This window comes from Synergistes jonesii (assembly GCF_000712295.1).
GTDB lineage: Bacteria > Synergistota > Synergistia > Synergistales > Synergistaceae > Synergistes > Synergistes jonesii.
In genome coordinates, this window is sequence record NZ_JMKI01000021.1 from 79,844 (window position 1) to 103,679 (window position 23,836).

General features: G+C 56.6%; 18 protein-coding genes. 5 read left to right on the forward strand and 13 right to left on the reverse strand.

Annotation, left to right across the window (positions count from 1 at the left end; translation table 11 throughout):
- Nucleotides 1–68: 68 nt before the first annotated feature.
- From EH55_RS04990 to EH55_RS05035, 10 genes are all read right to left on the reverse strand, one after another.
- Complete coding sequence (locus tag EH55_RS04990) at nucleotides 69–773, reverse strand: ABC transporter ATP-binding protein (protein ID WP_037975347.1); 705 nt, start codon at nucleotides 771–773, stop codon at nucleotides 69–71.
- Nucleotides 774–1,565 (reverse strand): ABC transporter ATP-binding protein, encoded by a 792-nt coding sequence (locus tag EH55_RS04995; protein ID WP_037975348.1) that lies wholly within the window; start codon nucleotides 1,563–1,565, stop codon nucleotides 774–776. It abuts the gene before it with no gap.
- On the reverse strand, nucleotides 1,558–2,616 hold the full coding sequence (locus EH55_RS05000; protein WP_037975349.1) for a branched-chain amino acid ABC transporter permease: 1,059 nt from the start codon (nucleotides 2,614–2,616) through the stop codon (nucleotides 1,558–1,560). Before EH55_RS05000 ends, EH55_RS04995 begins: the two co-directional genes overlap by 8 nt.
- The gene (locus EH55_RS05005; protein WP_037975350.1) at nucleotides 2,616–3,509 is read right to left on the reverse strand and encodes a branched-chain amino acid ABC transporter permease; all 894 of its coding nucleotides are present in this window, start codon (nucleotides 3,507–3,509) and stop codon (nucleotides 2,616–2,618) included. The genes EH55_RS05000 and EH55_RS05005 overlap by 1 nt, the downstream gene beginning before the upstream one ends.
- Before the next feature lie 196 nt (nucleotides 3,510–3,705).
- Entirely contained in the window at nucleotides 3,706–4,842 is a 1,137-nt protein-coding gene (locus tag EH55_RS05010; RefSeq protein WP_037975352.1) for an ABC transporter substrate-binding protein, read from the reverse strand.
- A gap of 205 nt (nucleotides 4,843–5,047) precedes the next feature.
- On the reverse strand, nucleotides 5,048–5,500 hold the full coding sequence (locus tag EH55_RS05015; protein WP_037975354.1) for an Lrp/AsnC family transcriptional regulator: 453 nt from the start codon (nucleotides 5,498–5,500) through the stop codon (nucleotides 5,048–5,050).
- Between the two features lie 169 nt (nucleotides 5,501–5,669).
- Entirely contained in the window at nucleotides 5,670–6,752 is a 1,083-nt protein-coding gene (locus tag EH55_RS05020; RefSeq protein ID WP_051682659.1) for an ethanolamine utilization protein EutH, read from the reverse strand.
- A 112-nt stretch (nucleotides 6,753–6,864) separates the two neighbouring features.
- Complete coding sequence (locus EH55_RS05025; RefSeq protein WP_037975356.1) at nucleotides 6,865–8,007, reverse strand: saccharopine dehydrogenase family protein; 1,143 nt, start codon at nucleotides 8,005–8,007, stop codon at nucleotides 6,865–6,867.
- A gap of 72 nt (nucleotides 8,008–8,079) precedes the next feature.
- Nucleotides 8,080–9,504, reverse strand: coding sequence for an alanine/glycine:cation symporter family protein (locus EH55_RS05030; protein ID WP_037975358.1), 1,425 nt, complete (start codon nucleotides 9,502–9,504; stop codon nucleotides 8,080–8,082).
- A 271-nt stretch (nucleotides 9,505–9,775) separates the two neighbouring features.
- Nucleotides 9,776–11,953 (reverse strand): lectin like domain-containing protein, encoded by a 2,178-nt coding sequence (locus tag EH55_RS05035; RefSeq protein ID WP_037975359.1) that lies wholly within the window; start codon nucleotides 11,951–11,953, stop codon nucleotides 9,776–9,778.
- 225 nt (nucleotides 11,954–12,178) lie between these two features.
- On the opposite strand from EH55_RS05035, the gene EH55_RS05040 reads away from it, so the two are divergent.
- From EH55_RS05040 to EH55_RS05050, 3 genes are all read left to right on the forward strand, one after another.
- Nucleotides 12,179–12,796, forward strand: coding sequence for a TetR/AcrR family transcriptional regulator (locus tag EH55_RS05040; RefSeq protein ID WP_051682660.1), 618 nt, complete (start codon nucleotides 12,179–12,181; stop codon nucleotides 12,794–12,796).
- A gap of 90 nt (nucleotides 12,797–12,886) precedes the next feature.
- Nucleotides 12,887–14,656 (forward strand): ABC transporter ATP-binding protein, encoded by a 1,770-nt coding sequence (locus EH55_RS05045; protein WP_037975360.1) that lies wholly within the window; start codon nucleotides 12,887–12,889, stop codon nucleotides 14,654–14,656.
- 8 nt (nucleotides 14,657–14,664) lie between these two features.
- The gene (locus tag EH55_RS05050) at nucleotides 14,665–16,404 is read left to right on the forward strand and encodes an ABC transporter ATP-binding protein (RefSeq protein WP_037975445.1); all 1,740 of its coding nucleotides are present in this window, start codon (nucleotides 14,665–14,667) and stop codon (nucleotides 16,402–16,404) included.
- 95 nt (nucleotides 16,405–16,499) lie between these two features.
- On the opposite strand, the gene EH55_RS05055 is transcribed toward EH55_RS05050, so the two are convergent.
- The gene (locus EH55_RS05055; RefSeq protein WP_037975361.1) at nucleotides 16,500–18,131 is read right to left on the reverse strand and encodes an OPT/YSL family transporter; all 1,632 of its coding nucleotides are present in this window, start codon (nucleotides 18,129–18,131) and stop codon (nucleotides 16,500–16,502) included.
- Nucleotides 18,132–18,196: 65 nt separating this feature from the next.
- Complete coding sequence (locus tag EH55_RS05060; protein WP_201769341.1) at nucleotides 18,197–19,261, reverse strand: M29 family metallopeptidase; 1,065 nt, start codon at nucleotides 19,259–19,261, stop codon at nucleotides 18,197–18,199.
- Between the two features lie 312 nt (nucleotides 19,262–19,573).
- On the opposite strand from EH55_RS05060, the gene EH55_RS05065 reads away from it, so the two are divergent.
- Complete coding sequence (locus EH55_RS05065; protein WP_081839445.1) at nucleotides 19,574–21,184, forward strand: PucR family transcriptional regulator; 1,611 nt, start codon at nucleotides 19,574–19,576, stop codon at nucleotides 21,182–21,184.
- Nucleotides 21,172–22,536, forward strand: a complete 1,365-nt coding sequence (locus EH55_RS05070) for a Sapep family Mn(2+)-dependent dipeptidase (RefSeq protein ID WP_037975364.1) — start codon at nucleotides 21,172–21,174, stop codon at nucleotides 22,534–22,536. The genes EH55_RS05065 and EH55_RS05070 overlap by 13 nt, the downstream gene beginning before the upstream one ends.
- Before the next feature lie 61 nt (nucleotides 22,537–22,597).
- On the opposite strand, the gene alr is transcribed toward EH55_RS05070, so the two are convergent.
- Nucleotides 22,598–23,779, reverse strand: coding sequence for an alanine racemase (gene alr, locus EH55_RS05075; RefSeq protein WP_037975446.1), 1,182 nt, complete (start codon nucleotides 23,777–23,779; stop codon nucleotides 22,598–22,600).
- Nucleotides 23,780–23,836 lie beyond the last annotated feature (57 nt).

The following is a 23,836-nucleotide window of genomic DNA, read 5'->3' on the forward strand; positions in this document are numbered from 1 at the left end:
GAGAAAAACAAGCGGCCCCGCACGCTAAAAGGAGCGGGGCCGCCTTCCTTATTCTTGTCTTTTGCCCCTCAGCCGCCGAGATAGGCGCTTATCACGCGGCTGTCGTTAAGCAGCTCTTCGCCTTTGCCCTGCAGCGTTATCTGCCCGACCTCGAGCACGTAGGCGTAGTCCGCTATTTTCAGCGCGGCGAAGGCGTTCTGCTCCACGAGCAGGACCGTCCTCCCCTCCTTGTTTATCTGGCGGATTATCTCGAAGACCTCCTCGACGAGTATCGGGGCGAGCCCCATCGACGGTTCGTCGAACATCACCAGCTCCGGAGAGCTCATCAGCGCGCGCCCCACCGCGAGCATCTGCTGCTCGCCGCCAGAGAGCGTGCCGCCCTTCTGCCACGAACGCTCGCGCAGGCGCGGGAAGAGCGCGAAGGCCCTTTCGACCGCGGCGTCGGCCTCGCCCCTGCTTTTGCACGAATAGCCGCCGAGCCGCAGATTTTCGAGCACCGTGAGGTGGGGGAATATCCTCCGCCCCTCGGGGCAGAGCGCTATGCCGCTTTCGAGCACGCGCTCCGGCTGCATGCCTGTGATGTTTTTGCCTTTCCACGTCACGCTTCCGCTTTTGTTGCGCACTAGCCCGGCTATAGCGCGGAGCGTGCTGCTCTTCCCGGCACCGTTCGCGCCGATCAGCGTGACTATCCCGCCCTCCGGCACTTCGAGCGATATTCCGCGCAAAGCCTGTATCCCGCCGTAATTGACGCAGAGATTTTCCACCCTGAGCATCTACTTCGCCTCCGCCCTCTCGGCCGCCTCTTTGCCGAGGTACGCCTCGATGACCTTCGGATTCGCACGGATGTCCGCCGGAGTCCCTTCGGCTATCAGCTGCCCGTAGTCAAGGACGCGAATCCATTCGGAAACGCCCATCACGACCTTCATGTCGTGCTCTATCATCAAAATCGTCACGCTGAATTTGTCGCGTATCCGCCTTATGAAGTCCATCAGATCCCGGCTTTCCTGCGGGTTCATGCCGGCGGCCGGCTCGTCAAGCAGCAGCAGCTCCGGCTCAGTCGCCAGCGCGCGCGCTATCTCAAGGCGGCGCTGCGCCCCGTAAGGAAGCCCTGTCGCCACCTCTTCCGCGAATTTATCGAGCCCGACGGCCTCAAGCAGCTTCAGCGAGCGCTCGCGCATCTCGCGTTCCTCGCGGCGGAAGAGCGGCAGCTGAAGCGGCGCGCTCCACCACGGCGACTTCTGGCGCACCCAGCAGCCGGCCATGACGTTCTGCAACACACTGCCGCCCGTGAAGAGGCGTATGTTCTGGAAGGTGCGCGCTATGCCGATCTTGCAGACGACGTGCGGCTCAAGGGGCGTTATGTCTCTGCCGTTGAATATCACGCGCCCCGACGTCGGCTTGTAAAAGCCGGTGATTATGTTGAAGCAGGTCGTTTTGCCGGCGCCGTTCGGCCCTATAATGCTCGTTATCGAGCCGCGCTCCACTTCGATGGCAAAGCCGCTGACGGCCGTGAGCCCGCCGAATTTTATCATAACGTCTTCCGTCTTCAGTATAATATCAGCCATTGGCGCGCGCGCCCTTTCTCGTTATGCGCTTGGCAAAGCGTGCTGCGCTCTCCCAGCTGAACTCGTAGCCGCCGATTATCCCTTCGCGGCGGTAAAGGATTATGAATAGCAGCAGCAGCGAAAATATCAGCATCCTCATGCCGGGCATTCCCGCGATCTCCCAGGAACCTATCTTTATCGTATCCTCCACGAAGCGCAGCCATTCGAGCAGCACCGTGATGACCAGCGTGCCGACGAGCGAGCCCGTTATCGAGCCGAGCCCGCCGACGACGACGAACATCAGTATGTTGAAGGTCAGCTGGAAGTTGAACATCTTCGGGTCTATCGTCGTGATAAGGCTGCCCATCAGCGAGCCGCCGACGCCGGCGAAAAACGCGCCGACTACGAAGGAGATGGTCTTCGCCCTGAAGGTGTTTATCCCCATCGCCTTCGCCGCGACCTCGTCGTCGCGCACCGCGCGCAGCGTATTGCCGAAGTTGCTCGAAAGCAGCTTCGCTATCACATAGATAGTAAGCACGCACCAGAAATAATTCCAGCCGAGGTTGGCGTAGGCGGGGATGCCCTTAAGACCGAGCGCTCCGTTCGTGACGGGCGTCATATTCGTGAAAACGACGCGGATGATCTCGCCGAAGCCGAGCGTCGCGATGCCGAGGTAGTCGCCGCCGAGGCGCAGGCAGGGAAGCGCCATCAGAAGTCCGACGAACGCCGCGGCGAGTCCCCCGGCCACGACCGCGACGAAGAAGGGAGCGTGCATCACAGAGAAGGGCCAGAGCATCGGCTCAAGGATGTACATCATCTCCTTCTGCGCGGCTGGAAGAATCAAAATGGCCGTCACGTAGGCGCCTATCGCCATGAAGCCCGCGTGAGCGAGAGAAAACATCCCGGTGAAGCCGTAGATGAGGTTGAGGCTTATCGCCAGGATAGCGTTCACCGCTACGAGGTTCAGCACCTGCACCTTATAGCCGTCCAGATGCCCCTGGGCCCACCAGAGGAAGAGCGCGAGCAACGCCACGCTTGCGGCGTCGAGCAGTAATTTCGTCGAACTTTTCATTATATTTTATCCTCCAGCTTCTCGCCCATCAGTCCCGTCGGCCTGTAAAAGAGAATCAATATCAGCAGGATGAACGCGAAGGCGTCGCGGTAGCCGGAGAGCGACGGGAAGAGCGCTACGAGCATTATCTCCATAAAGCCGAGCAGCAGGCCGCCTATCATCGCGCCCTGCACGGAGCCGATGCCGCCGAGCACCGCGGCGATGAAAGCCTTCAGCCCGGGGAAGACTCCCATGAACGGATGAATCTGCGGATAGCGCAGAGCCCACATGATGCCGGCCGCGGCCGCGAGCGCCGAGCCTATAGCGAAGGTCAGAGCGATGATGCGATCGACCTTGACGCCCATCAGCCTCGTCGTTTCAATATCACGCGAGATGGCGCGCATCGCGAGTCCTGGCTTCGTCCTGTAAAGCATCCAGAGCAGAGCGCCGACGAGAATAAAAGATATCGCCGGCACGAAGACGGCGAGCGGCAGGATGCGTGCGCCCCCCAGCGACATAACGCGGACCAGGGGCTCAAAGCGCGGCATCGGCTTCGGGACTCCGGTGAAGATGACGAGGCAGAGATTCTCAATGAAGAACGAGACGCCGATCGCCGAAATAAGCGCCGAAATCCGAGGCGCGTTGCGCAGCGGCTGATACGCGATGCGGTCCACCATCACGCCGAAGAGCGCGGTCGCCGCGATCGAGAGCGCGACGGCGGGAATCCACGGCAGACGCATCCCCGCTATCGCAATAAAGACGAAATACGTGCTTATCATGAAAATATCGCCGTGGGCGAAGTTTATCAGCCTCAAAATGCCGTAAACCATCGTATAGCCGATGGCGATGAGCCCATAAAGGCTGCCCAGCATCAGAGCGTTGAAAAAATGCTGGACTATCATATCAAACGTCATAAGATTTCTCCTCTTGCCCCCCCGTGATTCGAGCGGGGGAAGAATATTTTTGTTTTTGTTTTAAAAAAGTGCGGGAGCCCTCCACGGCGGGAGGGCGCGCAGGGCAAAAAAATTTCTCAGACGCCATTCTCCACTCGCCACGGCGCCGAAAAGAGCGGGCGCGCCGCACTGCTCTGTGCCGGCGCGCCGCGTCGCGCTATTTAGGGTTCACTATGGCGTGGAACACCTGCTTACCGTTTTCTATGCGGATGATGCCGACGGACTTCTCCGCGTCGTGCGTCTGGTTGATCGTCGTCGTTCCGGTGACGCCCGGCATGTCCTTCGTCGCCGCTATCGCCGCGGTGATCTTCTCCGGATCCGTGCTCTTGCTGCTCTTGATCGCGTTGTAGATAAGGAGATAGGCGTCGTAGCCGCAGCCCGTGAGAGCCGCGGGATCCTTGCCCGGGTAGGCCTTGCGCCACTGAGCCGTGAACTGCTTCTGAATCGGGCTCATCAGCTTCTCAGGCATATTCGGCGAGTAGGCGAACGTAGTGTAGCTGAAGCCTTCGACCGACTGGCCGCCGATCTTCACCATCTCGGGGTTGTCCATCGCGTCGCCGCCGAGAATCTTGAACTTCGCGCCGAGCTCGCGCGCCTGACGCATGATGATCGCGCCCTCCGCAAAGTTAGCGGGGATATAAAGGACGTCGGGGTTCTTGCTGATGATCTCCGTCAGCTGGGCCGTGAAGTCCTGATCGCCCTTCTGATAATTCATCACGGAGAGGACCTTGCCGCCGTTCTTCGTGAAATTCTGCTTGAAGAAATTGCCGAGACCGACGCTGTAGTCCTCCGTGACCTCTATCAGCATCGCTGCCGTCTTGGCCTTGAGCTCCTTCAGCGCATAATCGGCGGCGCCCGCGCCCTGGAACGGGTCGATGAAGCAGACGCGGAAGACGTACTTCTTTCCCTGCGTGACGAGCGGGTTCGTACACGACGTCCCCACCATCGGGACGCCGGCCTTCTCGGCGACCTCCCCTCCGGCCATCGCGAGCGACGAACCGTAAGTTCCGACGATAGCCCTTACCTTGTCCTTCTCGATAAGGCGCTTCACCGCGTTCGCCGCTTCGACCTTGTCGCTCTTGTTGTCCACCACGACGAGCTCGATCTTCTTTCCATCCACCGTCGGATACTGATTATGAGCGAGCTTCACTCCATCGAGCTCAAGCTGCCCGCCGACCGCGTTTCCGCCCGTAATGGGAAGATAGACGCCGATCTTCACGCTCTCCGCCGCCGCCGCGCCGGCCGTCAACACGACAAACAATAAAGCTGCCGACAATTTTTTGCTAAAACTCATTTTCTGCACCTCTGCCTCTTTCTAAAGTAAAACGCTCGTTTGATTATATCGTAAGTTTAATCAAATAACAGCGGCGGATGCCGATATTTTAACGATATTTTTTAATAAAAATCTCAGCGCCAAGTCGCCCGCGGCGCTTTCGAGGGGCAAAATGACAGGCGGGTGCGGGCGCCACGTCATATTCCACTGTCAAAGGCCGGATGTCTTATGGCTTTTCCGGGACTTCGTATATTTCCCTAAGAATCAGCAGAGTATAGGTCCTGCCGACCGTCCTGTACAAATAATCCATGAAATTCCCCAGATCATCTTTATTGGCTATATACACCTCAAGCATATAATCGTATTCGCCGGAGACCATATACAAGTTAAAGACCTCGTCCCTGTCTTTCAGAAAATAGGGGACGTCGCCGATGAATCTATCGTCTTTCAACAAAATGAAGGCGTGTATCGAATAGCCGAATTTTCCCCAGTCGACTTTGGCGTTATAAGACAATATCACATTCTTCTCCTCCATCTTTTTGGTCCTCTCGTAGACCAAAGAGGGGGACAAGGAGATAGCGCCGCCCAACTGCTTGTATGAGATACGGCAGTCGTTTTTCAGCTCGTAGGCGATGCGGAAGTCGATATCGTCCAAGTTTTGTTTAACCATTTTTATCATTTTGTCACCTCCAATCAATGCGACAATCTGCGGCTTCTGTGCAGCAAGCTATTTCAGCGTTCGGCGGCGACGCCGACTTCGCCCGCACAAGAGGATATAGATACGGCATGCGCGGAACACGGCCAAGATGACGCTTAGGCCGTCATACTTCGTTATATTATAGCGGAAGTTACTCGTTCAAAGATACGTGGTCGCAATACCACAGAGCCGCCATGACCGCCAGGAGGCCTCCCGACAGTTTGCCGGCCGCCAGCGGGAATAGCAGCGAGCGTTCGAAGCCGGCCGTGAAGCCCAGGTGGTCCCCTATCGCGTAGGCAGCCGGAACCGCAAAGGCCATGTTGACGATCACGCCTCTCGGCGTCATCTTATTAAGCATCGGTATAACGGGGAAAAAATTTGCCGACGTGGTTATAAGTCCGATCACGGAAATATCATTCACCTTCATAGCGGAGGAGAGGCGCGGCAAATGTCTGTTGAGCGCCCTTTTCAACAGATGGAGCAGCGGGAATATCCCCGCCAGCGCGACGCCGATCTGCCCGAGTATCACGAACGCCTCCTCTATAGGAGCCATCCCTTGGATAACGCTGACGCCGGTAAGCGCAGCGACCGCCGAGGCGGCAAAGCCGAAGAGGGCGACGAATAGTATCGCTTTTCCCAAGAATATCATAATTCTGACCGTGCACGACTGTGCGTAAAGCAGCGCCGCGGCGATCATGGCCGCCAGGACCGCGATGGGCAGCAGGTTATAAAACAACACGCCCCCGTCCATCCCGGCGATCAATCCGGAGATCAAGGCAGACGGCGGTATCGCAATAAATCCTATCAGCAGCCCTAAAACCGCATATCGCCGTCTTTCCGCGTCCACTGCGGCAAGCACTATTGGAATAACGCCAATCGAGGCCCCCATCATAGAGGCCACTATCGCTCCGTTGAGCAACCCCGCCTCGCGTGAACGGCAGATGTTCATGGCAAGCGCCGCCCCCCCGCAGTCATTTGCCAATACCGCGCCTACAAAGAGCGACGGGTCGGCCTTTATCAGCGGCAGCACCCGTGACGCTGTGGGATAAAGCGTCCGGGCGATCACCGGAGAAAGAGTGATCATCCCTATCATTATCGGCGCCAGCGCCCCCAGCGTATAAAAACCTTCGTCGATGAGGGCGCCGAGCCCGAATCTGTTTCCCATAAATTTATCTGCGCAGGCTAAGCAGAGAAACGCCGCCACCAGCGACATCACGGCCGTATTTGTATCCACACGCTTCCCCTCTTCAATTTTTTGCCGGATATGATGAATCAGCCGCCCAATCATCATGCTAATAACCGAGCGGCTGATTCTTACTTCAAACTATTGCGCGAAAAGCTCTCTATTATTTTTCTTCTGTCAGCACGCTGTGCTTGAAGACGATGTCATACTTCGCCAGCTCGGGCATGAGGTAGTCGTAGAAAGCGTCGTCGCCCGCAAGCTCCTCCGGAGCGTGGAAGCCCGGCGCCGATATCATGCCGTTCGCGACCGCCCTGGCGGTCGTCGAGCAGGCGTAGCCGGTGGTGCGCGCCATCGAATGGAGCATCAGCTTTTCGTCGAAGCGGTCGACCAAATCCCAGCAGTTCGTAACATATTTGCCGCCCTTAGGCCCCTTGGCCACCACCCTCATGACGGTAAGGTCGCGGTCTCCTTTTTCCGGCCGAAGCGTCCAGCGCGGACGGAACAGCTCCGTGGTGACGTTGAAAGGAATAACCTCTTTGCCGTCGACGACCACCGGCTCCTTATCGAAGCAGCCGGCCGCCTTCATTATATTGATGGCGTCGACATAACCGGGCCAGCGCATGGTTTTTTCGGCTACGAAGCGGCCTTTGACGTTCAGCGCGGCCGAACGGAGCCCGTCGGTGAAGAAGGCCTCGAGCCTGCCGACGCCGGGGAAGTCTATCTCCTCAAGGCCGCTGAGCGCGGGGGCCTCCGCCAGCTTATAATCTTTCACATATTTGGCCGGCATGCAATATTCGTTCATCGTGTCCTCCAGACAGAAGACGGTGCGGTAATTGAAGGGCGGATCGAGCTTTTCCGGGATACCGCCGACATATATGCAGCCGAAATCGAGTTCGTCGACCATAGCAGCGCCGCGGGCGACGAGGTAGTTCGACATGCCGGGGGCGATCCCCATATCGAAGACGGCCACGGCGCCGGTACGCTTCGCGATCGCGTCCATCCCCTCGCTGTGGAGGTATCCGCTGGGGCTGACGTACTTCTTCCCCATCTCGAGAATCTGTTTCTGAGAAGCGCCTTCAAGGTGGCTCGGCAGCAGCCCGCAGACGACATCCACTTCCTTAGCCGCCTCGCGGAGGGCGGCCGCGTCGTCGGCCGGCTTGCGGATCTTTTTTATATCGTCCCTCTCCGCCAGAGAGGCCAGCGCCTTCTCATAGGGATCCATCACGGACACTTCAAAATCCTTCGCCAAATCAAGCGCAACCGTCTTGCCGACCAGCCCGCAGCCCAAAACTAATGCTTTCTTCATAACGAGAACACTCCTTTTATGTATTGTGATTGAGTCAAACCGCCTGACTCACATGGACAAACACGCACAGAACTAATCGACCTTGACTTCGCTGTATTCTCCGAGGCCGAAGAGCTTACCCGCCCCCTCGTAATCTTTCAATATCGCCACGAAGGTTCCGGAGAGCAGCAGCAGCACTATCAGGTTGACGTATGTCGGCACCGACGATGAGATATCGACTATCAGCCACGCATAGGAGACATTCGTATTCAATACGTCGATCATATAGGCCATTATCAGGCCGAAGAAGGGCGTCGTTATCCTGAGTATCCACAGCGCGGCCTTTCTTACGGGCATATTGTTCTTGAAGACATATTCAAGTATCGAATGGAAGTATGAATACCATCCCGTCACAGTCGTCCAAGAGAAAAGGAAGAGCGATATCGCGATGAAATAGGCCGCGAACTTTTTCCCCAGTCCGTGCGCGAAGGCGTTGATCGTCAGCGTGGAGCCGGAGACGCCGGAGCTCCATTCGCCGGTCAGCACGATGACCAGCCCCGTGACCGTGCACACAACTATAGTATCGACGAAGACCTCCATTACGCCCCACATCCCCTGCTCTACGGGGTGCCTGTTGTCCGCCGTGGCATGCACCATGGGGCTAGTTCCCCATCCGGCCTCATTGCTGAAGAGCCCGCGGGCGATGCCGGTGCGCGCCGCCAGCATGAAAGAGGCCCCCGCGAAACCGCCGACCGCGGCGACCGGGGTAAAGGCGGACTTTACGATCAAAGCTACCGCGGCAGGGATGTGCACAGCGTTTATAACGATAATATATGCGCCGAAGACGATATATAAAATGGACATGAAGGGCATCATGAAGGAGGCAAATCCTATGACCCTCTTCAAGCCGCCCCAGATGACCAAGGCGCACATGAGACAGAAGAAGGCCGAGAGATAAATGACTCTGAAGCCAGTCATCTCATGCAGCGACTCCCCTACCGTATAGGCTTCGGGGGCGAGGATGAGCTGCATAAAGATTCCCACGGTAAATAAAACGGAGAATATCCCCCAGAACTTAAACCTGCGGCCAAGTCCCTTTTCGATATAGAACAACGGCCCGCCGGTCTTTTTTCCGTCCGGATCCTGTTTCCTATAGTAGACGGCCAGAGTGACCTCCGCCATCTTCGTCATCATGCCCACCAGCGCGGTCATCCACATCCAGAAAAGTACCCCTGGGCCGCCGAGCGCTATCGCGCTCGCCACGCCGCCGATATTGCCCGAACCTATGCTGCCGGCTATAGCGACGCAGGCCGCCTGATACGGAGTTACCCGACTTTTGTCGGCGGGCAGCAGTTCGCCTTTTTTATCGGGAAGAAAACAAAAACGAAACGAGTCAAAGAAATGCCTTAGCTGCCAGAACCTGGTTATTACGCTGAAGTACAGCCCCGTGCCCAGGAGCCCGACGAGTAAAGTGGGGCCCCATAAAATCCCTACGACAGAATCTAAGAATTGCTCCATGATACTATCACTCCTCACCTGATTTATTCAGCGCTGAACGATAGTATTGTATATGATAAAAAGTAGAAGCACAATAAATATTATTCTACAAAATCGACTGCAAACAAATAATTATCTGAAAAATCCGCCGTTTCCAAATTATTTTTTGCGGATATACCCTATGCGATATACGTTCTTACACTCATACTGCCTGCCTATGCGTTTTTGACATCCGAACCGCTTTTGGCGAATAATGTTATAAACTTAAAGCTGCGTCAGGCTGTCAAAAAACCTACGGCCTCCGGCCCCGCCGTCCCCTTCCCGCCAGCGCAAGCGGCGCCAGCAGCGCCAGCGCCGACGCGCAGGTAGCTGCGGCACAGCCACCGCCCTCCGACGACCGACCGGGCGGCACGGAATCCCGAACGTCCGCGACCGTTATATATGCCTCCGAAAAATATTCGTTAAGATCGCCGACGGAGAAAGAGAGCTTCCCCGTCAGATATTCCGCGGGCAGGGCGGAGAATCCGCCGCTATTGTTTCCGCGGAGGATCACGTAGGGGACGCCCAAGAATTCCAGCTCCGTGGAGAGCGGTACGGCGAACGAGGCCGGGCCGCCCGTATGTTCGACCGTCATCGCAAAGACTCCTTTGAGATCGACGTTCTTGTCGGCGGCGACGCCGATTACGCGCTCTTCGCGCAGAGCCTTCATCACTTCTCGTTCCCGCTCTTCGCGCCTTGCCGCTGAAAGGGCGGCAGCAGAGGCCGCAGCTCCTGCTTCGGCGTCGACCGTCACCTCGCCGGGAAGTTCTATGGCCGCGCCCCTCGCCGTATGCTGCCGCTCGCCGAAGGCTTTGAGACAGACGCTCACAGTTCCCTTCCCGTCGGCGTCGGCTATGTCATAGAAACTCACACCGTCTTTTGAGAACCAACCCTCGCCGCGCGCCGCCGCGGCCATTTCGGAATATCCGGAAACGCGGCACTCTACGGGGACGGTATATTTGTAGCCGTCGGCTTCTACCGCCGCCTTCACGACGACGGAAAACTTCGTCCCCGCGGCGACGTCAACCGGAGCTGCGAGCGTTACGCTGTTATAGCCCGGGACGAGGCCGTCGGCATCCGTCGCCGAGGCAAGGCTGCCGCCGATCGGCGAACCCCCGCAGTCTTTATAAACGCTTATCTCATATCTGTTGCCCGGCGAAGGGACATAAAAGGCGACCGACGATATCCTGTCGTCTCCCGCCGCCGCAAAGATATTCGCAAAATAAGAGATATTCCCCTCTTCATTCTCTTCGTGCGGCGAGAACCAGCGGACGCAGCCGAGCGGGTCATACTGGTATACCCGCTCGCCCGAAAGGGCGGCGGAGCTATCGTACGCGACGCCGTCGTAGAGCGTCCCCTCTTCGTAGGAGACGTAGTAATAGCCTGCGTCTCCCCAGCCGCTTCCCCAGCTGTTGCGGACTATCCAGGCGCCGTTTTCTCGCGGACGGTTGTCTTTCGCAAATCTCTCCTTCGGGTAATCGTCGTCCCAGCCGACCAAAGCGACGGCGTGGTTGGGTACAAAATCGGCTGCGGCCCCGCCTATTTCGTCCGCACCATCATATCCCAGCCCCGTGTAATACGATAGGCCGTCTTCAGAAAATACGCTGCGGCCGGCATCTTCGCGCGACTGGTCGTTGTCGCTGAACTGGTAGACGCCTACGGAGACGGCCCCGTACTCCAGCATCGCCCTTTTGATCATCTCGCGCCGCGCCGCCGAGAGCGGGACCTCCCGTGAACCGCCGCTGCCCAGGTAGAACGCGTTGTTGAGCTTATATTTCCTCGGCTTCGGCGCCGGCGTATATACTTCGCCGTGCGAGGCCGGCGTCGGAGCGTCGAGCTCCGGCAGCGAACCTGTGCCGCGTCCCAGCAGCGCCACGGCGCGCCAGTCGTCGCCGCCCACGAGGTAATAGGGCTTGGCGCTCGGGTTGGAGAAGGGGACAAAGCCGTCGCCGGCATTGTAGGCGTAATAGGTGATATACCATTCCGAAAGCCTGATATCGGAGGAGGAAGCGAGCCCCAGCCCTATCAGGCGGGATTCCGTGGCGGCCATAGCGCTGTAGGTCCAGCAATTGTTGAAGTCGGCCTGATCCCTCACTGCCGGCATGGAGGGACGCAGATCACAGCGGGCCGGCAGCGCTGCGCGGGCCGGGAGCGGCCCTTCTCGACCGGCGCGCCGGAGCGTGCCGTAGACGGCGCCGTCAAGATGCGACCAATTCAGCGGCGAAGGTACGTAGCCGAAATTCCGGCCCGCGGCTTTATATGCGGCCTCTCCACCCATCCTGTTTCCATGGCGGGGAGCTTCGGCATCCCTCATATATTCGTCGAAAGCAGCGCTCACAGGAACGAAGGCCGCCCGTGCCGGCCCCGCCGAGAAAAGCGCCGCACATGCGAGCGAAAACACCAGCCATTTTTTTATATTTATTTTCTTCATCGATACTCTCCTTTCCCGTCAAGGACGTCGGCGGATACTGATACGGCGCGCCCGTCGGACGAACGGCGGGGCGGCTTCCGCAAAAACGTTTTTATTTTATCATCTCGCGCCCGCGCTGTCGTCAAGGCATCTGCGGCAACACCCCAACGACACAGGGCCGTCGCGCCCTCTTGACAGAATCAGCGGCATCGTTTATATATAACACTGTTATACAGGAGCGCGCGGGTGGATAATTGCGACATAGGAACACAGCGGAATATTATTGAGGCCGGCAGGCGAGAATTTCTGGAGAAGGGATTCCGCGGCGCGTCGCTGCGCCGCATCGTCAAAGAGGCGGGCGTGACCACGGGCGCCTTTTACGGCTATTATAAAAGCAAAGAGGAACTCTTCGACGCTTTGGCCGGCGGAGCCGCAAGAGCCTTTCTGGACAAATTCACCGAAGCCCAGAGGACTTTCGCCGCCCTGCCGCCGGCCGAGCAGCCCGACGGCATGGGGCGGATCAGCGCAGAGTGCATGACGTGGATGGTCGACTACATCTACGCGCACTTTGACGAATTCAAGCTGCTCTTGTGCTGCGCCGAGGGGACAAAGCATGAGCGCTTTCTGCACACGCTGGTGGAGATGGAGGTGGAGGCGACGCACCGCTTCATCGAAGTGCTGAAAGGGCTGGGGCGCGGTGCGTCCTACATCGACCGACAGCTGGAGCACATCCTGGTCAGCGGCCTCTTTTCCGCGTTCTTCGAGCCTGTGCTGCACGACATGCCGCGGGAAAAGGCCCTCCTGTACACGGAGGAGCTGCGGGAATTTTACAGTGCGGGGTGGCGGAAAATATTGGGGCTTTGAGGCCCTATATTTTTTCGTCTCAGAGTTAGCTTAAGCTAACTATACATGTGCGGCTGTCAATTAAAACGGCCTTTAAGGAGGACGATCAAGGTGAAAGAAAAGTCCAATCTTGCGATATTGATGGAGTATGCCGGCGGTTACCGGTATTTTACCTATGCCTCGTGGGGCCTCTCGGCGCTCTCCGCGCTCTTGGCATTGGCCCCCTTTTGCTATATCTGGATTATCATCAGGGAGGCGCTGTCGGCTGCGCCGGATTTCTCCGCAGCGCGCGGGCTCGTGTATAACGGCTGGATGGCGCTGTTTTTTGCCGTTATTTCCCTGTTGGTATATATCGCCGGGCTGATGTGCTCACACGTGGCGGCGTTCCGCGTCGCCGCCAATATCCGCCGTGAGCTGATGCGCCATATTGTGAAGCTGCCGCTGGGCTTCACTGGGAATTTCGGCAGCGGCAGGCTGCGCAAAATCGTCAACGAGTCCAGCGTCGCCACCGAGAGCTACCTGGCCCATCAGCTTCCCGACCGGGCGGGCGCAATCGCGACGCCGGTCGGACTGCTCGTCCTGCTTCTAATTTTTGACTGGCGGCTCGGAGCGCTGAGCCTCGTTCCTGTGCTGATGGGCTTCTCCATCATGGCGAGGATGACCGGCGGGCAGATGCGGGCAAAGATGCAAGAATACCAGAACGCGCTGGAGGAGATGTCGAACGAGGCGGTAGAATACGTACGCGGCATTCCCGTCGTGAAGACTTTCGGTCAAACGGTATTCTCCTTTAGGAAGTTCAAAGATTCCATAGACCGATACTGCAAGTGGGTGACCGCCTACACAGAAGAGTGCCGCCGTCCCATGCTTTGTTACACCGCGGCGGTCAACAGCGTCTTTGCCTTTCTCGTCGCCGCAGGGCTTTTCTTTACGCGGGAGGGCGTGACGGAGGAATTTCTCCTAAATTTGCTCTTTTATATCATCGCTACGCCGGTCATCTCGGTAACGCTGACGAAGATCATGTTCCAGAGCAGGGACGCCATGATCGTGGACGACGCCTTAAAACGCATCGGCAATGTGAAGGCGGCGCGCCCCCTTCCAGAAAGCGCCGCGCCGGCGCATCCGCACGGCGCTTCCGTAGATGTCGAAGACGCCAGCTACAGCTACGACGGCCAAAGGAACGCGGTGACGGATATCTCTCTGCGCGTAAGGGCCGGGGAGATAGCCGCCCTCGTCGGCCCCTCCGGCGGCGGAAAGACGACGCTGGCCAGCCTGATCCCCCGCTTTTTTGATCCGCAGCACGGCCGGGTGCTGGCCGGAGACGCAGACGTGCGTGAGATAGACAAGGATGAGCTGATGGAAACGGTATCTTTCGTCTTTCAGGACAGCCGGCTCATCAAAGCGACGGTTTTGGAAAATGTGCGCATGGGAAATCCCGGCGCCTCCCGCGACGAGGTGATGGGCGCGCTGGCGGCTGCACAATGTGCGGAGATCATCGAAAAACTTCCCTGCGGGATCGACAGCGTCGTCGGCGCGGACGGCGTATATCTTTCCGGAGGCGAACAGCAGAGGATAGCCATTGCCAGAGTGATGCTGAAAAATTCCCCCATCGTCGTCCTTGACGAAGCCACCTCCTTCGCCGACCCGGACAACGAAACGCGGGTGCAGGAGGCCTTCTCGGCGCTCTCAAAGGAAAAGAGCGTGATTCTAATCGCGCACCGGCTCTCTACAGTCGTTAACGCCGACCGGATATTCGTCATAAAGGAGGGCGGAATCTGCGAGAGCGGAAGTTTTTCGGAGCTGAAAAAACGAGGCGGGCTCTTCTGCAAGATGTGGGACGATTATCTTACTTCCGTAAAGTGGAAATTGGCTAAGGAAGCTTGAGCGTCGTGATGATGATGAAAATCCAGAAAACTTTCGCGCTCTCGGAGCAGGGGGCTAATGATCTGATAAAGGGCTGCGCCGCCTGCGCCCTTCATAACGTAGCGCTGATATTCCCCGTATGGCTGCTCTATGCTCTGGTGAAAGACCTTATGGGCGGAGGGGGCGAAGCCGGCAGAGCGGCCTTCTATTCCGCCGCATGCCTGGCCTGCGTCGCGTTCATCCTGGCCACGTACCGCTTCCAGTATAACGCCACCTTTCTCGCCACCTACGTGGAAAGCGGCGTACGCCGCATAGCCGTCGCCGAAAGGCTACGTAAGATACCCCTCGCCTTTTTTGGCAAGAGGGACCTCGCTGACCTTACCAGCGTCATCATGGCCGACTGCACCTCTCTGGAGGAAGCCTTCTCCCACTTCATCCCCGAGCTCTTAGGCGCGATAGCCTCCACTCTGCTGGTCGGCGCAGGCCTCTTGACCGTCGACTGGCGTATGGCGCTGGCGGCGCTGTGGGTGGCGCCGGCGGCCTTCGCCGTAGTAGGCTTTTCCGCAAAGGTGCAGAAGAGGCTGAACGAACGTCAGATGTCTGCGAAGATGGCCTGCGCCGACGGCATTCAGGAGTGCATCGAAGCGGCGCGCGACCTTAAGGCCAATAACTCGGAGGTTGCCTACCTCGAAGGGCTCGATAAAAAAATCAAGGAGGTCGAGAGCCGCGCCGTAATCTCGGAATTCGGCACGGCGGCCTTTGTCGTCTCCGCTTCGCTGATACTCAAACTGGGCATCGCCACCACCGCCCTTGTGGGGGCGCTCCTGCTCGTGGACGGACGGCTCGACCTCTTGACCTTCTTCATGTTCCTGCTGGTCGCCTCAAGGATATACGACCCGCTGCAGGGCGCCCTGCAAAATCTCGCCGTCATCGTCGCCGTGCGCACCAACATCGCGAGGATGAACGAGATACTTTACCATCCCGTGCAGAGCGGCGAAAGCGGGCTTACAAACAAAGGCTGCGACATCGTCTTCGACCGCGTCGGTTTCGCCTATGACGGAGGAAGGACGGTGCTCGAAGATATTTCTTTCACGGCGAGGCAGGGGGAGGTAACGGCCCTCGTAGGCCCCTCGGGCGGCGGCAAGACAACGGTGTCGCGCCTCGCGGCGCGCTTCTGGGACGTCGACAGAGGAAAGATATCCGTCGGCGGCATGGATATTTCGCAGGCGGATCCGGAGGAGCTGCTGTCGCTCTACGCGATCGTCTTTCAGGAGGTGACCCTCTTCGACAACACCGTCATGGAAAACATCCGCGTCGGCAGAAAAGACGCGTCGGACGAGGAGGTGCTCGCGGCCGGCAGGCTCGCCAACTGCGAGCGGTTCGTCGAGCGGCTTCCGCAGGGCTGGCAGAGCCGGATCGGCGAAAACGGCTGCGCGCTCTCCGGCGGCGAACGTCAGCGGATTTCCATCGCGCGGGCCTTTTTGAAGGACGCGCCTATCATACTGCTGGACGAGGCGACGGCCTCCCTCGACGTAGAGAACGAAACGCAGATCCAAGGCGCGCTTTCGCGGCTGATCAAGGACAAGACAGTGTTGGTGATCGCCCATCGCATGCGGACCGTGGCGGGGGCCGACAAGATCGTCGTCTTGGCGGAGGGGCGCGTAGCCGAGCAGGGCAGCCCCGCGGAGCTGATAAAGGCCCGCGGCCTCTATTGGCGGATGACGTCGCTTCAGAGTAGAGGGGGGAGATGGTCTCTGCGGAGCGCGTAAACGGAGCGGAGCCGGCTCCGCAGCTAAGCGCGCCCTCCGAGCATGGAGAAGGCGCACGAGTGGCGCCGAAGGCAAAAAAGTCGGCCCGCGCGCCCTTACCCAAAAGCTTTAATAACTGCCATTATGAAGCTGTATATGCCGTCTCCGGCAATAAGTCCGGATTCCCGAAGCTCCATGCTTTTGCTCCCCCAGATCGCCCTGTACACGACGGCGGCTACGACGCCAAGCCCGTACATGGGGCTGTTGATCAACAACCCCGTCGCCAGCAGCACGCCGACCGTCTTTTTTATTCCAAAGACAAGCTGTATCAGCGCGCCAAAGGCTCCCCATTTTATGAGCTGTCCGAGGATTTCCGGGTTTCGGCCGGCTTCGATCGCAGCGGCAAAAACCTTCGACACTGGAGCGAACGTACCAAGCTTGAAATATACGGAAACAAAGCAGGCTACCACGGCAAAACCGATCAGCGCGCCGATCATTTCCGCTATGAGCTGCTGCCTACGCCCGTCAAGCTCGTAAGCCAGGTTTCCGCTCTTTCCTCTCAGTATCCATCCCGTCTTCAAGTCGTACCCCATATCGGCAAAACACGGGCCGGTACAGGCAACATATCCCGTAAGGATGACTAGGGGCATTGTGGGAAACCCCATAAGCAGACCAAGAGAGAGGAATATAGTGGTGATGGCGAAGGCAGGGAACCATCCCGAGCGCATGGCGCAGATCCCGACAAGCATGGGAGAGATAACCGACGAAAGCGTCACCCAGAGGACCCAGATAATAATCTTAGCCGGGTCCATCTGCGCCATCATACCGGTTACCGCGGCAAGTACCGTCGCCGCAAGCGCGTTCAGGACAAGCGACGTACAGATCGCTTTCTGTACGCCGCGGTTCGAAACCGTGTAACTGTAAACCATGCCGTCCTCTTCCACCGTGTCGGAAGTATCTTTACCGCTCTTGTAAAGCATATTGCCCACTTGCAGCAGAGACATAAGCCCTGCGCCGACCATCACGCCCTGGGGGATGTAGGTCGCTCCTATATTAAAACCAAAAAACACCGGCGCATATGCGCGTATTAGCAGGCCGACGGCAAGGGCCGACATTGACCATATATTGGCAAGGAAAACTATGCCGATTCCCGCCATGGGCAGGCCGAACGATGCCCCGCCCGGGATTCCTATCCAAGCTGAGGGAATCCTTATCATATTGCCGACCGCGCCAGCCGCGATCCCCTGCAAAAGCCTCCGAATCTTCTCTCCACCCCTGTCTCCCGCCTCTATCGTCTCAGCTGTGGCGACGCCCGGGGGCCACGACGCCGAGGCCGGGTAGACCTTCGAATCGTATAGTTTATAAACAAAATAGATGCTGATAGCGGTAGCGGCGAAGGCGCCGACAAACATCGCCGGAATATACGGGCGCGCCCCCTTCACATAATAGATGATGCCGAGCGCGAGTATGCCGCAGTTTGACGCCGCGAAAGCCGCTCCGGAGCACATCGTCTGTACGAGGTTTTGTCTGTCCACGGAACGGAACTTGTCCATGCAGGAAAACGGTATCCTCGCAAGGGACATTGCGATTATCGCGCCCAAAATCGAAGTATTGGCGCCGAAGCCTGTTTTGACCAGCACCTGCATAGAAATTATAGCGGAGACTGCGGATACGAGGACGCTCAATAAAAAAGTCGCAGGCTCCGCAGTTTTTACATGAGTGATGCTCTTTGCCGTCTTCCGTTCCATTTACTACGCCTCCTTTGCAGCGGTAATGGGAAAAGCCGGCCCTTTGCAGACCGGCCGCACATGCTCTAATATCCCGCGATTCCGAGTTTACGGCAGTATTCCCTTATCTCCGGATGCCGATAGACGCCCTCCTCTTCAAATATTTTCCCGTCAAGAATGATCGTGGGATTTAAAACTATGCCGTCGGTATGTCCGGCCGCAGCCCACTCCTTGCCGAGAATGGACTTTCCCTGGCTCCCGACGCCAAATTCTATACAGCCGAAGACGCGCTCGTCCTCCACTATACGACCGGTCACCGCTCTGACACCCGGATTGAAACCGAGCGAATAATGCGCCAGCCTATACATATTTTCAGGGTCATTCAGCCCCTCCATCCACTGACTGAACACTCTCGCTTCGCGGCCACCGCGAATTTCGCTGACGCGTCCCTCGCGGAGAGTCATCGCAACCGGCTCGCTGAGCTTTCCGAGGCTCATAGGAGGAAAGAGCGCTCCGTCAAAAACGAGAGTACCCTCAATAGTTTCTTCTATCGGACACCAAGAGACTTGCCCTGCGAGCATAATGGGATAACCCTTTTCCGTCGCAAGCTTTCCTGAAAGCCGGACCCTACGTCCGCGATTGTACCCTTTAAGATCGGTACCCGCTTGGCTTTTCACAATTACCTCGTCGCTCTGCTGTATTATCCGCTGGATAGCGCCGCCCATTTCAACGACGAGAGGATAATCGATATTGCCGATAGTCCTTACCATCATCATAGCGTCCATGCCTGTAAGGTTTATATATCGCACACCTGCGGCAAGCGCCGCCCGGAAACAATTCGAATGCATGATCGAGGAATAGGTGAATTCGATCCAAACATCGCAGTGTTCGACCGCCGCCGCGATCGGCGCATAAGGTTCAAGGCAGGTCTCCGGCGCGGTAGGATAATATATGACCGCCGGATGACCGCCTATCGTGAAGACGGCGTTGGCTGTTACCTCCACGACCCTGCGGTCGGTACACGAGTCGCCGGTAATCACGACGCTTTCCCCGGGTTTGACCAACATAACGTCGCGCGCCAGCGTCATTGCCCCCTTAGCAAGTTCAAAACTCATATATTCGTCACGCGGTTCCATTCCGATTGTGAACATGGACATCCTCCTTCAGCGATGGATATGATATTAAGAGATTTTTATTGCATAAAGTTTATATCTTTTATTATTTAAAGTCATCGTTTATAAAGACAAATAATATTTCTAAATTTTACAATAAAAGATAAGTGCCCTTCGAGGGTTGATGTTTTTTATAAGAAAATGAAAAATATAGCCGTCTATTTTATATAAAACGACACATATCATTGTAATTTATAATTTTTACTATTAATTAACGCAATCTTCCTTGTACGTTATATAATATATTGCTGTAAGTGATTATAATTTTGCATAACTCAGATGTGATAAAAGATGATAAGAGTACGTCCAACGGTAAAACAGATGATCGAACAGGGCGGTTTTTCCGACTTCCGCGTTTTAGCCGGCGAAGCGGGCTTGGCAAAAAGAGAGGTAAAAACCGTGTGCGTCGTCGACGTGCCGGATATCGAGGGATGGATATTCGGCGGCGAATTTTTGCTAACGTCGGGCTATATCTTCAAAGACGATCCAGAGATGCTAATTCAGCTGATAGAGACCGCCGACAGGTACAATGCGGCAGCGCTCGGAGTAAAGGTGGAAAGATACATGGACCGGATGCCGCAAAACGTACTGCGGACGGCCGACAGGTTATCGTTCCCGCTGATAAGCATCCCCAGCCATTACGCACATACGGAGATAATAAACCCGGTGCTTATCACAATGTCGGAGCAGACGATTGAAATGGCGAACCTATCCGATAAGATTCACATGGAATTTTTTAACCTGCTGCTTTCGGACGGCTCAATCGATTCCATACTGTCGCTCATAAACAAATATATATCCCGAGAGCTGCTCTTCGTAGACGCGGCGACGGGAGAACGATACGCTCATACCACGTCGATGGAATTTAGCCAGCTGATCGACGACGTTCCCTTGCCCTCACTGATCGGACATTTCAGCCACGAAGAGATCGTCCTATGCGAGAAAATCCGCGGATATCTCTTCATGGACAGACAGATAAGCGGCGCCGTTCCCAAGATCGTCCTGAACCATGCGAAGGAGGCTTTGCTGCTTTCGCTAAAATGGAAACAAGAAAGATGGAAGTTGTTAAACGAAAGAGAGATTCATTTCGTTCAGGACATTCTCTATAAACGTTTCCGCCAAAAGTCGGAGGTCATGAGCCGCGGGCGCACGCTCGGCTGGAACACCGAGGGAGAAAAGGCCGTGGCGCTTGTAGGCATAAGCGCCGGCCGTTCCATGCAGCGTCCGCTTCACGAACCATATGCGCGCGCATTCAAAAAGATCCATTCCTTTATGAACGATATTCAAAAAGATATTCCCTATGCCATCCTTGAAAACGAAATGGCCTTTATTATGCACGCCCCTAAGGACGACTGGCTTCAAATAAAAAGGAAGATGACAAGTGCCTTTCGTGTCGCCGTGCGCAACATAAAGGCGCAGAGCGGACTTCAACTGATAATGGGGGTAGGTTCCCCTGTGGAAAATATCGTTTATTGCAACAAAAGCTTCCGCGAGGCCTCCAAGGCGCTGGTGCTGGCGCGGCAGAGGGAAGAGGCTAATGATCCGGTTTATTGGGAGGAAATGGGAGCTTACAAATTCCTCGCACCGATTCAAAATTCCAGGGAATCGCAGGAATTCGTCGACGAATATCTGGGAAAGCTTGTGGAGCTTGACGACGATGAAGACGACAAAGATTCTCTTTTGGGCACGCTTTTCTGTATCATAAACAACAACTGGCACCTGAAAGCGGCGGCGGCACAGATGGGGCTGCATTATAACACTATGAAATACAGGTGTAGAAAAATAGGCGAAATAATCGGTATGGATATGGACTCCCCTTCCGTCAGAATAAATCTTTCGTTCGCAATGGAGCTATATAAATTAAACAAAATCGGGAAGGAGCACGCAAAATGGGAAGAGTGAACAAAATGATACATGAAACAGTGGAGAGAAATTTTGACGAACAATTGCGCCGAACCAGAGAGATGATCCGTATAAAAAGCCTCCTCTGCGAAGAAAAGGCGACGGGAGATGATCCGTTGGGTCCAGACCTTTCCGCCGCGCTTGACACTTTTTTGTCGATAGCTCAGGAAATGGGTTTTAAAACAAAAAATATGGGCGGCTACGTCGGCTACGTAGAAATGGGAGTCGCAGACGCTCCGCTCATAGGCATACTGGCGCATCTCGACGTTGTCCCGGAGGGCGCTGCGGAACATTGGAAATACCCGCCTTACGCGGCGGTTATAGCGGACGATTGTCTTTACGGCAGAGGGGCGGTAGACGACAAGGGACCTGCAGTTGCAGCGCTTTTCGCCATGGCGGCGCTGCGCGGCTCAATGCCGCTGCACCGTAGATTCAGGCTAATTCTGGGGCTTGACGAAGAGAACGACTCCCGCTGCATAAAATACTACAAAGAGCACGAAGAGATACCAAGATACAGTTTCTCGCCCGACGCCTCCTTCCCTGCGGTCAATGCGGAAAAGGGTATTTTACGGGTCGTCGTGACAATAAAAGGGGAGCGGCGCGCCGCAGCGAGCGGGGGAGCCGAGCTGCTGTCGCTTCAAGGCGGAGACAAATTCAATGTCGTACCGGACAGCGCAAAGGCCGAGATATTGGACGACGGCGAGCTGATAGCGCTGCGAACCTCGGGCAGGGCTGCGCACGCGATGGAACCATATAAGGGCGACAACGCCGTACAGAAAATGCTACGAAAGCTTTTAACCGTGCCTTTACGCAAAGAGGACCATAAATTGATAGAGACGGCGGCGGCCATCGCGGGAGATGACTGGTCGGGAAGCTCTCTCTCCGTAAAATGCTCGGATGACATATCAGGAGAGCTGACTTGCAACTGCGCCGCAGCTGAGGGCAGGGTAAAGGACGGCGCTGCAGAGATACTCCTGAAATTCGACATCAGATACCCCGTTACCGTCCTTGCCGATAAAATAATCTCAAATATAGAAGCGACGGCGGCACGCTTCGGGGCTTCAATGAAAACAGCGACTCATAAGCCCCCTCTTTATGTGCCTGCGGAAAGCCACCTCGTTCAAACCTTACTGTATGCATACGAAGAAGTCACGGGCGAACGTCCCGAGCCGATCAGCATGGGCGGAGGCACTTACTGTCGATTCTTACCGAATTCCGTTTCGTTCGGTCCGGTGTTCCCCGACGAAGAAGAGGTCGCGCATCGTCCGAACGAGAGAATCTCATTAGATAATCTTCGCAAATGTACACATATATATGCCGAAGCGCTGATGAAACTTAACAAAGCGGAGTAGGAAGCGGAAACAACGGCGCCCACATCTGCTTAAAGGCACGGCAAAAAGACGCCGGTCCGCTTCAGTCTTCGAAATAGTCCTCGCAGCCGCAGAATTTTCCTTCTTTGAAAAATATCCTCGGTACTCTTTTGCTTATGCCGCAGGTTATTTCGTAGTTTATCGTCCCGGCGAGCCTCGCTATCTCGTCGGCGGTGATTTTTTCTCCGCCGCTTTCGCCGATCAGCGTCGCTTCGTCGCCGTCTTCGACGCCTTCTATGTCGGTGACGTCGGCCATCAGCTGATCCATGCAGATATTTCCGGCGATCGGCGCTTTTTTGCCTCTTATGACGACGCTGCCTTTGTTCGAAAGGGCGCGCGGATAGCCGTCCGCATAGCCGACGGGGATCGTCGCGAGCGTCGTCGGACGCGTCGTCACAAAGGTACCGCCGTAGCCGACGGGCGTCGACGGCGCTATCTTTTTGACGTATACCACGCGGCTCTTCAGCTGCAGCGCCGGGCGCAGATCGAGCTCCATGTCGTTGAGCTGATTAGAAGGGAACATGCCGTATAGCGCGACGCCGGCGCGCGCTGCGCTGAAACCATGGTATCCGCAGTCCATTATCGCAGCGCTGTTCTCGCAGTGCGTCAGCGGAAATTTTATGCCGCGGGCCGCCAGTTTCTCTATCATTTCGCGGAAGAGCGCGACCTGCCTGTCGCTCGGCGCTTTGTCGCGCTCGTCGGCTCTCGCCAAGTGCGTGAATATCCCCTCGAGGCGGACGTTAGGCAGGCGGCTTATTTTTTCTATTTCGTCGACGGACGCGTCGTTCGGCTCAAAGCCGATTCTTCTCATGCCGGTGTCGATTTTTATATGCATTTCGGCGGTGAGGCCTATTTCCGACGCGACGCGCGAGGCTTTTTCCGCGAATTTTCTTTCGTAGACGGTCAAGCGTATTTTATTTTTAACGGCGTCGGCGATTCTGTAGGATGGCATGAAGCCGAGCGTGTAGATCGGCTTTCCCGTTCCTTTCTTCCGCAGCTGCAGCGCCTCTTCTACGGTCGCCACCGCGTAGGCGTCGGCGACGCCGGCGAGCGCGGCCGAGACTTGAGGCGCCCCGTGTCCGTAGGCGTCGGCCTTCACGACGGCGACGAATTTTTCGCCGGCGGGCATCATGCGTCGCAGCAGCTCCGCGTTGTGCACGATTTCGTCCAAATTTATTTCCGCGTATACGCGGCAGCATTTTTCTTTTGCTTCAATTTCTTTCATTACGCACCAGCTCAAATGATTCTTTTTCCGCGGGGCGCCCCGCGCTCCTCTTGATTA

Coding starts and splice junctions, on each gene's coding strand:
- EH55_RS05055 (WP_037975361.1), bottom strand. CDS start 18,131: ATGGAACGGAAGACGGCAAAGAGCATCACTCATGTAAAAACTGCGGAG.
- EH55_RS05060 (WP_201769341.1), bottom strand. CDS start 19,261: ATGTTCACAATCGGAATGGAACCGCGTGACGAATATATGAGTTTTGAA.
- EH55_RS05035 (WP_037975359.1), bottom strand. CDS start 11,953: ATGAAGAAAATAAATATAAAAAAATGGCTGGTGTTTTCGCTCGCATGT.
- EH55_RS04990 (WP_037975347.1), bottom strand. CDS start 773: ATGCTCAGGGTGGAAAATCTCTGCGTCAATTACGGCGGGATACAGGCT.
- EH55_RS05070 (WP_037975364.1), top strand. CDS start 21,172: ATGGGAAGAGTGAACAAAATGATACATGAAACAGTGGAGAGAAATTTT.
- EH55_RS05030 (WP_037975358.1), bottom strand. CDS start 9,504: ATGGAGCAATTCTTAGATTCTGTCGTAGGGATTTTATGGGGCCCCACT.
- EH55_RS05065 (WP_081839445.1), top strand. CDS start 19,574: ATGATAAGAGTACGTCCAACGGTAAAACAGATGATCGAACAGGGCGGT.
- EH55_RS05025 (WP_037975356.1), bottom strand. CDS start 8,007: ATGAAGAAAGCATTAGTTTTGGGCTGCGGGCTGGTCGGCAAGACGGTT.
- EH55_RS05010 (WP_037975352.1), bottom strand. CDS start 4,842: ATGAGTTTTAGCAAAAAATTGTCGGCAGCTTTATTGTTTGTCGTGTTG.
- EH55_RS05050 (WP_037975445.1), top strand. CDS start 14,665: ATGATGATGAAAATCCAGAAAACTTTCGCGCTCTCGGAGCAGGGGGCT.
- EH55_RS05015 (WP_037975354.1), bottom strand. CDS start 5,500: ATGATAAAAATGGTTAAACAAAACTTGGACGATATCGACTTCCGCATC.
- EH55_RS05000 (WP_037975349.1), bottom strand. CDS start 2,616: ATGAAAAGTTCGACGAAATTACTGCTCGACGCCGCAAGCGTGGCGTTG.
- EH55_RS05005 (WP_037975350.1), bottom strand. CDS start 3,509: ATGACGTTTGATATGATAGTCCAGCATTTTTTCAACGCTCTGATGCTG.
- alr (WP_037975446.1), bottom strand. CDS start 23,779: ATGAAAGAAATTGAAGCAAAAGAAAAATGCTGCCGCGTATACGCGGAA.
- EH55_RS04995 (WP_037975348.1), bottom strand. CDS start 1,565: ATGGCTGATATTATACTGAAGACGGAAGACGTTATGATAAAATTCGGC.